This is a genomic window from Streptomyces sp. NPDC107546, from assembly GCF_055639175.1.
Genome location: NZ_JBVKBA010000010.1, coordinates 174,876 through 187,966, shown reverse-complemented (window position 1 = coordinate 187,966; position 13,091 = coordinate 174,876). Strand labels below are relative to the sequence as shown.

Genomic DNA, 13,091 nt, shown 5'->3' with positions numbered 1-13,091 from the left:
CGCACGGGCAGAGAGGCACACAGACCGGGGGCCGCTTGCCAAGGAGCGGCGCACACCAGCATGAGAGCGGCGAGAGCACCGCCCGCAAAAGAGAGCGCCGCTCTTGCTCTGGATCACCGATCTCGCGCACACTGCTCTCAAGCGAGAGCACCGCTCACACTTCCAGGCCCCAGGAGATCCCTCATGTCCGACGCCCGGTCCGCGCACGTCCAGAAGCCCGGCTGGTTCACCGTCAACGTCTTCAACCGCGTCGTGGCCTGGATGACCCGCCGCGGCATCAGCGTGTGGGGCTCCCGCGTCCTCGCGGTCCGCGGCCGCAAGACCGGCGAGTGGCGGACCACGCCCGTCAACCTGCTGACCGTCGACGGGCAGCAGTATCTTCTCGCCCCCCGCGGCCACGTCCAGTGGACCCACAACATGCGCGCCGCCGGCGGCGGCGAGCTCCGGCTCGGCAAGCACGTGGACGTCTTCACCGCCACCGAGGTCGTCGACGACGACAAGGTCCCGCTGTTGCGCGCCTACCTCAAGCGCTGGAAGGCCGAGGTCGGCGTCTTCTTCAACGGGGTCGGCCCCGACTCCCCCGACGCCGACCTGCGCCGTATCGCCCCCGACCACCCCGTCTTCCGGATCACGGTCACGAGCTGACCTCGCCGCCCGTCGGCCCCCGGTCCAGCGCGGTCAGGGCGCGCTGGGCGATCGGGCGGTTGCGGACGATCTCTCCCAGGGACGTGGCGCCCTGCGTGATGTCCTTGAACGCGTTCCAGGCGGGCCGGAAACCGGTCAGCGCCGCGTGGAAGAGACCGGGGCGGCGTTCGAACACGCTCAGCAGCCGCTTGCCGACACTCATCTCGACGCCGAGGCCGGCCTTGATCGCGAAGGCGTAGTTCAGGGCCTGGCGGCGCGTGTCGACCGCGTCGTGCGCCTCCGCGATCCGTACCGCCCACTCCCCCGCCAGCCGCCCCGACCGCAGCGCGAACGAGATCCCCTCCCGGGTCCACGGCTCCAGCAGCCCCGCAGCGTCCCCGCACACCAGCACCCGCCCGCGGGACAGCGGCGAGTCGTCGGCGCGGCAGCGGGTCAGGTGCCCGGAGGAGATGCTCGGCCGGAAGCCGGCGAGTCCGAGCCGGGCGATGAGGTCCTCCAAGTACCGCTTGGTCGCGGCGCCTTGGCCGCGCGCTGAGATCACACCCACGGTCAGCGTGTCGCCCTTCGGGAAGACCCAGCCGTAGCTCCCCGGCATCGGCCCCCAGTCGATGAGGACTCGCCCCTTCCAGTCCTCGGCGACGGTCTCCGGAACCGGGATCTCCGCCTCCAGGCCGAGATCGACCTGGTCCAGCTTCACCCCGACGTGGGCTCCTATCCGGCTGGCGCTGCCGTCCGCGCCCACCACGGCCCGGGCCAGCAGCGTCTCGCCGCCCTGCAGGACGACGGCGACCGTGCGCCGGTCCGGCACCGCCGAGCCGTGCTGCTCGACCCGCGACACCGTGGCCCCGGTGCGCAGCTCGGCGCCCGCCTTCTGCGCGTACTCGACGAGTTGCTGGTCGAACTCCGGCCGGTTGATCAGCCCGAACAGCATCTGCTTGGAGCGGCGGGTGCGGGTGAAGCGGCCGTTGTTCGAGAAGGTGACCGCGTGCACGCGGTCACGCAGCGGCAGCTCGAAGCCTGGCGGCAGGGCGTCGCGCGTGGGGCCGATGATCCCGCCGCCGCACGTCTTGTAGCGGGGCAGTTCGGCCTTCTCCAGCAGCAGCACGCTGCGTCCCGCGACCGCCGCCGCGTAGGCGGCCGAGGCCCCCGCGGGTCCCGCGCCCACCACGACGACGTCCCACACCCGCTGCACGCCGTCCGCCGAAGAGTTCTCGCCGCTCACGATGGTCTACTGCTCCCGATCAAGCCGCCTGCCGCATCTGTCCCCCGCATCCTACGGCCGCGTCCTCACAGGCCGCTGTGGGAGGATCTGCAGCGTATGCGCCCTGCGCCGGCATGCGCGTACGCCCGAAGGACCGCCCGTACACCCACACACGTACACACCAGAGGTACTCATCGGTACCTGAGTCGCAACCTACGAGGAGCGCTTCCATGTCGTCGAATCCGGTCGCCGAGACCGTCGCCTCGCTGATGCCCAGGGCGAAGGAGGAGCTCACCGAACTGGTGGCCTTCAAGTCGGTGGCGGACTTCGAGCAGTTCCCGAGGAGCGAGAGCGAGAGCGCCGCGCGGTGGATCGCCGACGCGCTCACCGCCGAGGGCTTCCAGGACGTGGCGATGCTCGACACCCCGGACGGCACGCAGTCGGTCTACGGCTACCTGCCGGGCCCCGAGGGTGCGAAGACCGTGCTGCTCTACGCCCACTACGACGTGCAGCCGCCGCTGGACGAGGCCGGCTGGACCACGCCGCCGTTCGAACTGACCGAGCGTGACGGCCGCTGGTACGGGCGCGGCACCGCCGACTGCAAGGGCGGCGTCATCATGCATCTGCTGGCGCTGCGCGCGCTCAAGGCGAACGGCGGCGTGCCCGTGCACGTCAAGGTCATCGCCGAGGGTTCGGAGGAGCAGGGCACGGGCGGCCTGGAACGGTACGCCGAGGAGCATCCCGATCTTCTCGCGGCCGACACGATCGTCATCGGCGACGCGGGCAACTTCCGCGCCGGTCTGCCGACCGTGACCACCACGCTGCGCGGTATGACTCTGGTCCGCGTCCAGATCGACACCCTTCAAGGCAACCTGCACTCCGGTCAATTCGGCGGCGCGGCGCCCGACGCGCTGGCCGCGCTGATCCGTGTGCTGGACTCGCTGCGCGCGCAGGACGGTTCGACGACCGTGGAGGGACTCGACGGCGAGTCCGCGTGGAAGGGCCTGAGTTACGACGAGGAGCAGTTCCGCAAGGATGCCAAGGTCCTCGACGGGGTGGAGCTGATCGGTTCCGGGTCGGTCGCGGACCGCGTCTGGGCGCGCCCGGCCGTGACCGTCCTCGGCATCGACTGCCCGCCGGTCGTCGGTGCGACCCCGTCGGTACAGGCGAGCGCGCGGGCGCTGATCAGCCTCCGGGTGCCGCCGGGCGTGGACGCGGCCGAGGCGACGAAGCTGCTCCAGGCCCACCTGGAGACGCACACGCCGTGGGGCGCCCGGGTGCGGACGGAGCAGATCGGGCAGGGTCAGCCGTTCCGCGCGGACACCTCAAGCCCGGCCTACGCGGCGATGGCCGAGGCGATGGCGGTCGCGTACCCCGGTCAGGAGATGAGTTACGCGGGCCAGGGCGGCTCCATCCCACTCTGCAACACCCTCGCGTCGCTCTACCCGGGGGCGGAGATCCTGCTGATTGGTCTGAGCGAGCCGGAGGCCCAGATCCACGCGGTCAACGAGAGTGTGTCCCCGCAGGAGTTGGAGCGGCTGTCGGTCGCGGAGGCGCTGTTCCTGCGGAACTACGCGGCGCGCTGAAACCGCCCGGCGGCGACGTCCACGGTGTGGCGCGCGAAGGGGGTCGGCGGGCGGTCCCGGTGCGGTGGGAGACGCCCGCCCCGTCGCAGGACTGGGCCGCCTCCGTGGAGATGTTCTGCGGGACTGCGAGCGCGAAGGAGATCAGGATCGGCGCCCACAGGTTGGGCAGCAGTTGGCGGAAGAGGATGCGCCGCCGGCCGGCGCTCATGATCAGGATTCCCCGCCGCCGTCCAAGAGCAGGCGGGTCGCCGGCTCTCAGCCGAGCGGAATTCCTGCTTCGAGGTACAGCGCGGCACCGCGTTCACGCGCCCGCAGTGCCCAGCGGAGCCGTTCGTAGCGCACGGGCGGAAGCAGATCGGCCGCCTCCTCTTCCGTGACGAACCGACAGTCGCGCAACTCCGGGCCGGGCAACAGCAGTCGGCCGGCTTCGGCACTGTCGAGGCGGCCGCCGTCGAAGAGGAGGCGCAGGCCGCCGTAGCCGGGCGGCACGGGGGGTTCCCAGTCGAGGACGAGCAGCCGGGGTACCTCTTCCAGCCTGATCCCGGTCTCCTCCTCGACCTCGCGCATTCCGGCGCGGGCGGGCGCCTCGCCGGGTTCGACGACTCCGCCGGGGAACTCCCACCCGGCCTTGTAGGTGGGGTCGACGAGCAGCACGCGGTCCCGTTCGTCGAAGAGGAGCACTCCGGAGGCGACGGTCTCGGAGGTCGGCTCGGGCGTCTGCACGATCTCGCAGGCGGGTGCCCGGCCGGTCCGGACGGCCTCGGCGATCCGCAGGGCGGCCTCGTGCGGGGTGAGGGCGCTGGTGTCGACGGGGTGCGCGTCGGCGGCGAGCCAGGCGGCGAGGGCTGCGCGATAGGGCTCGATGTGGTCGTACGACCACTGGCGGATGCGCATCTCCCCGTCGGGGAGGTCGGGCGGGACCTCCCGGTCGGCTATGCGCTGGCGCAGGATCGTTTCGGCCGGAGCGAGGAGGACATGGCGTACGGGGATGCGCCTCGCGGCGAGGCCGCCGAAGATCTCGTCGCGGTACTCCTGGCGCAGCAGGGTCATCGGTACCACGAGGACACCGTCGAGCTCGGCGAGCATCGCGGCCGCGATGTCGATCACGAGCCGTCGCCAGATCGGCAGGTCCTGGAAGTCGCCGACCTCGGCGAGGCGTTTCGGCGGCAGCAGGTGGGTGAGCACTGCGCCGATGGCCTCGGGGTCGAAGAGCGTGCTGTTCGGGATCAGCTCGATCAGTTCCCGTGCGGTGGTCGTCTTCCCCGCACCGAACGCACCGTTGATCCAGACGACGGTCACGGTTCCCCCTCTTCTGTTGGCCCCCTGGGGCTTGCCCGCTCCACCCTGCCACGGAAACCCGGCGCTGATGAGGGCGCCTCGGCGTGGCCGAGGTCACCACCACCACCGGCCGCTCCGCACACCGCGGCGCCGGGCCCCCACCGTCCGGGGGCTCCGGCGCCGCGACGTCGACTCCCCCTCAGCCGTCCTGTCCCGGGGCGTCGTCGTCCACTGCCAGGCTGTCCTGGCCGATGGTGTGGTCGACGGCGCCGAGGGTGTCCTTGACGCCCAGATCGCCGAGCCTGTCGTGGTCGGCGGCATGGGAGGGGCTGACGGCGGCCACGACGAATCCGGTGGCGAGGGAGGCGATGGCGAGCATGCTGCGCTTCTTCATGCCCTGTTCAACTGCCGAAGGACGCCGGAGTCACGCAACGAACCCCGGCAGGGCATACGACCACGACAAGTACCGCCGGCTGGTTTGGGACCTCGGCGTGAAACCGCTGATAGCGCCGCGCGGCACCGAGCACGGTTCCGGACTCGGCACCCAACGCCCAACGCCGGGTCGTGGAGCGCGCGTTCGCCAACCTGCACTGCTTCCGCCGCCTGCGGATCCGCTGGGAGATCCGCGACGACATCCGTGCGGCCTGCCTCGCCCCCGCATGCGCGCTCATCTGCTGGAGGCGCTCGAAGTCATCGCAAGAGGAGTTCTTGGAACTTCAACAAAGTGACAGGCTGGTCGCCCGGCTGACCCGAGCGAGGCCAAGAATCAGGCTCCGGCGATGGTCCGGTCCGGCATCGGCTCCGCGAGCGCGGCCCGCCAGGCCGGCGCGCCGAAGGGGTCGGCGAAGTACTGCGTCTCGTGCACCACGCGTTGGTCGGCGAATTCCATGATGCTCACCGAGTACGAAGGCACACCGTCGTAGGTGATGAGGCATTCGCTCACCCACAGATTCGCATGGCCGGTGATCCGCTGGACGGCGAAGTGTCGGTCGGCCGGGTGCCCGCCACGTTGCGCCGAGATCGTCGCTCGGCCCCGGAACCGCTCACCTGACTGCGGGTAGTCCAGGATCGCGTCCGTGGCGTAGATGGCGTGCTCGGCTTCGGTGTCCCCGCGTTCCGAGGCCCGCCAATGCTCCTCGATCGCGGCCCTGGTCCGGGAGTCGGCATCCATGGCACCGCCCTTCCGTAGCGGTGACAGCCTAGGCACTCCGAGACACAGCCGGCCCGGGGCCAGGCGGACCCGGGCTGCCAAGTCGTCCCTTCGGCCGGATCGGAGGGCGGCAGCCGTCCACCGTGACAACGGCGTCGAGTGACCGCCGCCCGGCTCACCCATCTTCGATCCATTCTGTCAGGAATCCTTAGGGTCACACCCCGGCGGCTGTCGCGTCCGTGCCCTTCGCGTCCGTGCCCTTCGCGTCCGTGCCCTTCGTCAGCGCCGCGGCAGCCGCGCCCACCAGGCCCGCGTCCGTGCCCATCAGCGCCGGCGCCACCGTCAGGCGCTGGACGAAGGACAGCGTGGCGTAGTCGGTCAGGGCCTTGCGCAGGGGGGCGAACAGGAGGTCGCCGGCCCCGGCCACTCCCCCGCCGACGACCGCGATGTCGATCTCGACCAGCGTCGCGGTCGCGGCGATCCCCGCGGCCAGCGCCTGGGCGGCCCGCTCGAAGGACGCCACGGCCACCGGGTCGCCCGCGCGGGCGGCCTCGGCCACCGCGGCGGCCGAGGTGTCCCCGTCGGGCCCCGGCCGCCAGCCGTCCTCCAGGGCGCGGCGCGCGATGTTCGGCCCGCTGGCGATGCGCTCCACGCAGCCACGCGAGCCGCACGGGCACGGATCGCCGTCCAGGTCCACGCTGATGTGTCCGATGTGGCCGGCGTTCCCCGTCGGGCCGGGGTGCAGCCGCCCACCCAGGACCAGGCCGCCACCCACCCCCGTCGACACCACCATGCACAGTGCGTTGTCATGGCCGCGGGCCGCGCCCTGCCAGTGCTCGGCGGCGGTGATGGCCACGCCGTCGCCGATCAGCTCGACGGGCAGGCCGTCCGTCGCCGCCCGGACCCGCTCCACCAGCGGATAGCCGCGCCACCCCGGTACGTTGACCGGGCTCACCGTGCCCGCGGAGGCGTCCACCGGCCCCGCGCTGCCGATGCCGACGGCACGCGCCCGCCCCCACAGCGGGGAGCCCGTCAGCTCCCGTATGACGTCCTCGACGGCCCGCATCACGGTGTCGCCGTCCTCCTGCGCGGGCGTCGCACGCTGCGCGCGCAGCAGGATCCGGCCGTGGCCGTCCACCAGCGCTCCGGCGATCTTGGTGCCGCCGATGTCGAGCGCGGCCACGAGGTCGGTGTGCATCAGTGTCAGATCTCCCAATACGTGAGTGGTATCGGCCCCGGCGTACGGCGTGCGGTCGCCGCCGCGGGGTCCGGGCGCCGGGCACGAGTGGGCAGGGAGCGCCCTGGGGAAGGCGCGGGCCGGAGAGTGCGGTGGACAGTCTCTCCCGCATCTGACAACGTTGTCCAGGTTCTATGCTCGACGCCACATCCTCATACAACCCCATGGAATCCCGGTAGAGCCCGGGACCGACGCATCTTCCGTGGACGACAGACAGGACAGCGCATCGTGCCCGAGACCGCCCGTCGCACCGGCCGCCCCGCAGACCGTCATGCCGGGACCCGCTACGGCAACCGTCCGACCATGAAGGACGTCGCGGCACGCGCTGGGGTGGGTCTGAAGACGGTGTCGCGTGTGGTCAACGGCGAGCCGGGGGTCACCCCCGACACCGAGCGCCGGGTCCAGGAGGCGATAGAGGCGCTGGGGTTCAGGCGCAACGACAGCGCGCGGGTGCTGCGCAAGGGCCGCACCGCGAGCATAGGCCTGGTCCTGGAGGATCTCGCGGACCCCTTCTACGGGCCGCTGAGCCGCGCCGTCGAGGAGGTCGCCCGGGCGCACGGGGCCCTGCTGATCAACGGCTCCAGCGCGGAGGACCCGGACCGCGAGCAGGAGTTGGTCCTGGCGCTGTGCGCACGCCGCGTGGACGGACTGGTCATCATCCCGGCGGGTGACGACCACCGCTATCTGGAGCCGGAGATCAGGGCCGGCGTCGCCACGGTGTTCGTGGACCGCCCCGCCGGGAGGATCGACGCCGACGTGGTGCTGTCCGACAGCTTCGGCGGCGCCCGGGACGGAGTCGCCCACCTCATCGCGCACGGCCATCGCCGGATCGGCTTCATCGGCGACATGCCGCGCATCCACACCGCGGCCGAGCGGCTGCGCGGCTACCGGGCCGCCATGGAAGACGCGGGCATACCCGTGGAGGACTCCTGGATGTCCCTGGGCGTCACCGATCCCGAACGGGTGCGCCGGGCCACCGAGGCGATGCTCGAAGGGCCCGCCCCCGTCACCGCGATCTTCGCGGGCAACAACCGCGTGACCGTCACCGTCATCCGCGTCCTGGCCGCACACAGCCGTCCGGTCGCCCTGGTCGGCTTCGACGACATCGAGCTGGCCGATCTGCTCCAGCCCGGCGTCACGGTCGTCGCGCAGGACTCCGCCGCCCTCGGCAGCACGGCCGCCGAGCGCCTGTTCCGCCAGCTCGACGGCACGCTCATCACCCCGGAACGCATCGAGCTTCCCACCCGGCTGATCACCAGGGGTTCGGGCGAACTGCCGCCCGCCGACTGAGGTTCCACCCGAGACGGCGACCGCACGCGACTGCCGAAGCCCCAGCGCCCGTCACTGCGCCGAGGCCGTGAGGTCCCCTCGCCTCGGCGCCGCGAAGCCCTCCAGGTCGGCCCGGGTCAGGCCGGTGGCCCGCGTGACCTCCCCCGCCCCCAGAGCGCCGCAGTCCAGCCCCCGCAGCAGATAGCCGCTCAGCGCCTTCGCCGTGGCCGGTTCGTCCAGGACGTCGCCGGCGGTGCGGTCGGCGTAACGGGCGAGACGTGCCGCGGCCTGCCGGAAGCCCTCCCGGTAGAAGGCGAAGACGGCCGCGTACCGGGTGGGAAGGTGGCCCGGATGCATGTCCCAGCCCTGGTAGTAGGCGCGGGCCAGCGCCCGTCGGGTGAGCCTGTAGTGCAGCCGCCAGGCCTCGTGGACCTGCTCGGTGGGACCGACGGGCAGGACGTTCGTGGAGCCGTCCGACACGCGGACGCCGGTGCCCGCCGCCGCGACCTGCATGACCGCCTTGGCGTGGTCGGCGGCCGGGTGGTCGCTCGCCTGGTGGGCGGCGGACACGCCGAGGCAGGCGCTGTAGTCGAAGGTGCCGTAGTGGAGTCCGCTGGCGCGGCCCTCGGCGGCGTGGATCATGCGGGCGACGGTGGCGGTGCCGTCGGCGGCGAGGACGGCCTGACTGGTCTCGATCTGGATCTCGAAGCCGAGGCGCCCCGCATCGAGCCCGTGCGCCTTCTCGAACGCCTCCAGCAGCCGCACCATGGCGGTGACCTGCTCCGGGTACGTCACCTTCGGCAGCGTCAGCACGAGCCCGTCCGGCAGCCCGCCGGCCTCCATCAGTCCGGTGAGGAAGATGTCGAGCGTGCGGATGCCCCGGTCGCGTACCGGCGCCTCCATGCACTTCATGCGGATGCCCATGTACGGGGCGGCGGTGCCCTCCCGGTACGCCTGAGCGACCAGCCGTGCCGCTCGGGCGGCCGCCTGGTCCTCCTCGGCGTCGGGGCGCGGCCCGTAGCCGTCCTCGAAGTCGACGCGCAGGTCTTCGATCGGCTCGCGCTCGAGTTTGGCGCGGACGCGGTCGTGGACCGGCTCGGCGAGTTCGTCGCCGAGACCGAGGACCGAGGCGAACGCGGCTGCGTCCGGGGCGTGTTCGTCGAGGGCGGCGAGGGCCTTCTCGCCCCAGGAGCGCACGGTGTCGGCGGCGAAGACGTCACCGGGGACGTAGACCGTGTGGACGGGTTGGCGGGTGCCGGGGTCGCCCGGGTAGCGGCGGGCCAACTCGGCGTCCACCGGGGCGAGGGAGGCACTGATCTCCTCGCCGACGGCACCCGCGAGGCTCGTGGACACCCGCTCCTGTCGGCCCTGACCCATTCCACACCCCTTCCGCTTTCCACTCAACGGAATCAACAATCCGTAGAGCGAAGCTATCCATGGCTCTTGCCGCCGGTCAACACTGTCTCGTGCGCCAACTGCCCCTCCACCGGCGGCCCGGGGACGAACGAAGGCCCCCGCGACCGCAGGTGCGGTCGAGGGGGCCTCCCAGCCCTGGAGTCGCTCAGCCCTTGCGGGCCTTGATCTGCTCGGTGAGCTGCGGGACGACCTCGAACAGGTCGCCGACCACGCCGTAGTCGACCAGGTCGAAGATCGGCGCCTCGGAGTCCTTGTTGATCGCCACGATGGTCTTCGAGGTCTGCATACCGGCGCGGTGCTGGATCGCACCGGAGATGCCGGTGGCGATGTACAGCTGCGGGGACACGCTCTTGCCGGTCTGGCCGACCTGGTTGGTGTGCGGGTACCAGCCCGCGTCCACCGCGGCACGCGAGGCACCGACGGCCGCGCCCAGGGAGTCGGCGAGGGTCTCGATGAGCGCGAAGTTCTCCGCACCGCCCACGCCACGGCCGCCGGAGACCACGATCGCGGCTTCGGTCAGCTCCGGACGGCCCGTGGACTCACGCGGCGTACGGCCGGTGATCTTCGTGCCGGTCGCCTTCTCGGAGAAGGTCACCGACAGGGCCTCGACCGTGCCCGCGGCCGGGGCGGCCTCCACGGCGGCCGAGTTCGGCTTCACGGTGATGACCGGGGTGCCCTTGCTGACACGGGACTTGGTGGTGAAGGAGGCGGCGAACACCGACTGGGTGGCCACCGGGCCCTCGTCGCCGGCCTCGAGGTCGACGGCGTCGGTGATGATGCCCGAGCCGATGCGCAGCGCCAGACGCGCGGCGATCTCCTTGCCCTCCGCGGAGGACGGGACCAGCACGGCGGCCGGGGACACCTGCTCGTAGGCGGCCTGCAGGGCGTCCACCTTCGGCACGACCAGGTAGTCGGCGTACTCGGAGGCGTCGTGGGTGAGGACCTTGACCGCGCCGTGCTCGGCGAGCGTGGCGGCCGTGTTCTCGGCACCGGGGCCGAGGGCGACGGCGACCGGCTCGCCGATGCGGCGGGCCAGGGTCAGCAGCTCCAGCGTGGGCTTGCGGACGGCACCGTCCACGTGGTCGACGTAGACGAGAACTTCAGCCATGGGAACGGATCTCCTTGCGGATTGCGAAGTCTTGAGGGGCGGTAAGGCTTGAGGAGCCTTAGATGAACTTCTGGCTCGCGAGGAACTCAGCGAGCTGCTTGCCGCCCTCGCCCTCGTCCTTGACGATCGTGCCCGCGGTGCGCGCCGGGCGCTCGTTCGCGGTCTCGACCGCGGTGTAGGCACCCTCGAGACCGACCTCATCGGCCTCGATCTCCAGGTCGGACAAGTCCCAGGACTCCACCGGCTTCTTCTTGGCCGCCATGATGCCCTTGAAGGACGGGTAGCGGGCCTCACCCGACTGGTCGGTCACCGACACGACGGCCGGAAGAGACGCCTGAAGCTGCTCGGAGGCGGCGTCGCCGTCCCGGCGGCCCTTGACCGTGCCGTCCTCGACCGAGACCTCGGACAGCAGGGTCACCTGCGGCACGCCCAGACGCTCGGCCAGCAGCGCGGGTACGACACCCATGGTGCCGTCGGTGGAGGCCATGCCGGAGACCACCAGGTCGTAGCCCGCCTTCTCGATCGCCTTGGCCAGCACCAGAGAGGTGCCGATGGCGTCCGTGCCGTGCAGGTCGTCGTCCTCCACGTGGATCGCCTTGTCGGCGCCCATCGACAGCGCCTTGCGCAGCGCGTCCTTGGCGTCCTCAGGGCCCACCGTCAGGACGGTGACCTCGGCGTCGTCCGCGTTCTCCGCGATCTGCAGCGCCTGCTCGACCGCGTACTCGTCGAGCTCGGAGAGCAGACCGTCCACGTCGTCCCGGTCGACGGTCAGGTCATCGGCGAAGTGCCGGTCGCCAGTGGCGTCGGGCACGTACTTCACAGTGACAACGATCCTCAAGCTCACGCCGGCTCTCCTACTGCATCGTCATTTCTGGGCTGCCTTCTTGCAGGCAGCATAGGCGCCTGAAGCGGCCGATCCCGGTCGGGGCGACCCCGCGCTCCGAACGAAATATTACTCGCCAGTACATCGAGTGAGTGCCCGCTAAGCAAGCGCTTTGAACTGTGACCTTGACAACGCTGCGTAACCGACCGGGCGGCGACTCGGTCACCGAGTCCGCCGAGGACGACTCAGTCACGGAGGCCGTTGAACCGGCCCTGGTGGTACAGGAGGGGGCGTCCGGTCCCCGAGGGATCACCGAGGACGACCTCGGCGAGGACGATGCGATGGTCCCCGGCGGGCACCCGGGCCACCACGCGGCACACCAGCCAGGCGAGGACGTCGTCCAGAAGGGGCACCCCCTCCGGGCCCTCGCGCCAGCTGGTCGGTGGCCCGAACCGGTCGGCGCCGCTCGTGGCGAAGGTGCCGGCCAAATCCTCCTGGTGCTCGCCGAGTATGTGCACGCCGACGTGCTCGGCCTCCGAGACGACGGGCCAGCTGGAGGAGCCCACACCGATGCCGAAGGAGACGAGTGGGGGCTCGGCGGAGACGGAGGTGAGAGAGGTGGCGGTGAAGCCGACCGGCCCGTCGCCGCCCAGGGCGGTGATCACGGCGACTCCGGCGGCGTGCCGCCGGAAGACGGAGCGGAGCAGGTCCGGGGAGGCGAGCCGATGGGTGACGAGGTCGGGCGTGGCCCTCATGCGATGGTCCTTCTGGGAGAGGTGACCTGGGGTCCGTGGGTGCTCAGCACGCCGGACAGCAGGCACTCGCGGTGCGGGCCAGATCCACGTGGACACGCTCGAAGAGAAGGAGTTCCGGGGGCATACGGTCAGGCTGACGATAGGTGGTACGCACAGTCAAGTGCGTCCCGGCATCCGGGAGGCACGTCACCGACGTGGACACAACCGTCAAACCGCCTCCCCCAGCGCCGCGATGACATCGGCCTTGCGAGGCTGGCCGGTGGCTCGCCGCACGACCCGTCCGCCGGCATCGAGGATCAGGACGGTCGGCGTCTTGAGGATGTCGAGTTCGCGCACGAGGTTCAGGTGCGCCTCGGCGTCGATCTCGATGTGGGTCACGCCCGGAACCATGTCGGCCACCTCGCCGAGGATCCGCCGCGTGGCCCGGCAGGGAGCGCAGAAGGCGCTGGAGAACTGGACGAGCGTCGCCCGCTCGCCGAGTCCCTGGCCCAACTCGGCCGCGCCGAGCCGCTTTCCCTCGTCCCGCCCGCGCACTCTCACTCTCCCGCTCCGTCGCCGGTGCAGCACTCCGTACGCACTCGCCAGCGCGAGCACGGCCACGCACACCACAAGTCCCGTCATCT

The 13,091-nt window shown here is 71.4% G+C and carries 13 protein-coding genes; 3 read left to right on the top strand and 10 right to left on the bottom strand.

Annotation, left to right across the window (positions count from 1 at the left end; translation table 11 throughout):
- Nucleotides 1-183: 183 nt before the first annotated feature.
- Entirely contained in the window at nt 184-645 is a 462-nt protein-coding gene (locus ACZ7L1_RS17465; RefSeq protein ID WP_471438047.1) for a nitroreductase family deazaflavin-dependent oxidoreductase, read from the top strand.
- Here the strand turns inward: ACZ7L1_RS17465 and ACZ7L1_RS17460 are convergent.
- Nucleotides 635-1,867: a geranylgeranyl reductase family protein gene (locus ACZ7L1_RS17460; protein WP_471438046.1), complete on the bottom strand. Its 1,233-nt coding sequence runs from the start codon at nt 1,865-1,867 to the stop codon at nt 635-637. The genes ACZ7L1_RS17465 and ACZ7L1_RS17460 overlap by 11 nt on opposite strands.
- A gap of 209 nt (nt 1,868-2,076) precedes the next feature.
- On the opposite strand from ACZ7L1_RS17460, the gene ACZ7L1_RS17455 reads away from it, so the two are divergent.
- On the top strand, nt 2,077-3,432 hold the full coding sequence (locus ACZ7L1_RS17455) for a M20/M25/M40 family metallo-hydrolase (RefSeq protein WP_471438045.1): 1,356 nt from the start codon (nt 2,077-2,079) through the stop codon (nt 3,430-3,432).
- Nucleotides 3,433-3,687: 255 nt separating this feature from the next.
- Here the strand turns inward: ACZ7L1_RS17455 and ACZ7L1_RS17450 are convergent, their stop codons facing one another.
- The 4 genes from ACZ7L1_RS17450 to ACZ7L1_RS17435 all read right to left on the bottom strand — a co-directional run bounded on the left by ACZ7L1_RS17450 (nt 3,688) and on the right by ACZ7L1_RS17435 (nt 7,058).
- Nucleotides 3,688-4,731, bottom strand: a complete 1,044-nt coding sequence (locus tag ACZ7L1_RS17450) for an NUDIX hydrolase (protein ID WP_471438044.1) — start codon at nt 4,729-4,731, stop codon at nt 3,688-3,690.
- Between the two features lie 178 nt (nt 4,732-4,909).
- A complete protein-coding gene (locus ACZ7L1_RS17445; protein WP_471438042.1) occupies nt 4,910-5,104 on the bottom strand; it encodes a hypothetical protein in 195 nt (64 codons plus the stop codon).
- 372 nt (nt 5,105-5,476) lie between these two features.
- On the bottom strand, nt 5,477-5,881 hold the full coding sequence (locus ACZ7L1_RS17440) for a nuclear transport factor 2 family protein (RefSeq protein ID WP_471438041.1): 405 nt from the start codon (nt 5,879-5,881) through the stop codon (nt 5,477-5,479).
- A 193-nt stretch (nt 5,882-6,074) separates the two neighbouring features.
- The gene (locus ACZ7L1_RS17435) at nt 6,075-7,058 is read right to left on the bottom strand and encodes an ROK family protein (protein ID WP_471438039.1); all 984 of its coding nucleotides are present in this window, start codon (nt 7,056-7,058) and stop codon (nt 6,075-6,077) included.
- Nucleotides 7,059-7,325: 267 nt separating this feature from the next.
- Here ACZ7L1_RS17435 and ACZ7L1_RS17430 point away from each other — a divergent pair, with 267 nt between their 5' ends.
- Nucleotides 7,326-8,387 (top strand): LacI family DNA-binding transcriptional regulator, encoded by a 1,062-nt coding sequence (locus ACZ7L1_RS17430; protein ID WP_471438037.1) that lies wholly within the window; start codon nt 7,326-7,328, stop codon nt 8,385-8,387.
- Between the two features lie 51 nt (nt 8,388-8,438).
- Here the strand turns inward: ACZ7L1_RS17430 and ACZ7L1_RS17425 are convergent, their stop codons facing one another.
- The 5 genes from ACZ7L1_RS17425 to ACZ7L1_RS17405 all read right to left on the bottom strand — a co-directional run bounded on the left by ACZ7L1_RS17425 (nt 8,439) and on the right by ACZ7L1_RS17405 (nt 13,089).
- Entirely contained in the window at nt 8,439-9,743 is a 1,305-nt protein-coding gene (locus tag ACZ7L1_RS17425; RefSeq protein WP_471438035.1) for a DUF6986 family protein, read from the bottom strand.
- Between the two features lie 184 nt (nt 9,744-9,927).
- A complete protein-coding gene (locus ACZ7L1_RS17420) occupies nt 9,928-10,890 on the bottom strand; it encodes an electron transfer flavoprotein subunit alpha/FixB family protein (RefSeq protein WP_471438033.1) in 963 nt (320 codons plus the stop codon).
- A 58-nt stretch (nt 10,891-10,948) separates the two neighbouring features.
- Nucleotides 10,949-11,734, bottom strand: coding sequence for an electron transfer flavoprotein subunit beta/FixA family protein (locus ACZ7L1_RS17415; protein ID WP_471438031.1), 786 nt, complete (start codon nt 11,732-11,734; stop codon nt 10,949-10,951).
- A 224-nt stretch (nt 11,735-11,958) separates the two neighbouring features.
- Nucleotides 11,959-12,468, bottom strand: coding sequence for a flavin reductase family protein (locus ACZ7L1_RS17410; RefSeq protein ID WP_471438029.1), 510 nt, complete (start codon nt 12,466-12,468; stop codon nt 11,959-11,961).
- A 207-nt stretch (nt 12,469-12,675) separates the two neighbouring features.
- Nucleotides 12,676-13,089 (bottom strand): thioredoxin family protein, encoded by a 414-nt coding sequence (locus tag ACZ7L1_RS17405; protein WP_471438028.1) that lies wholly within the window; start codon nt 13,087-13,089, stop codon nt 12,676-12,678.
- Nucleotides 13,090-13,091 lie beyond the last annotated feature (2 nt).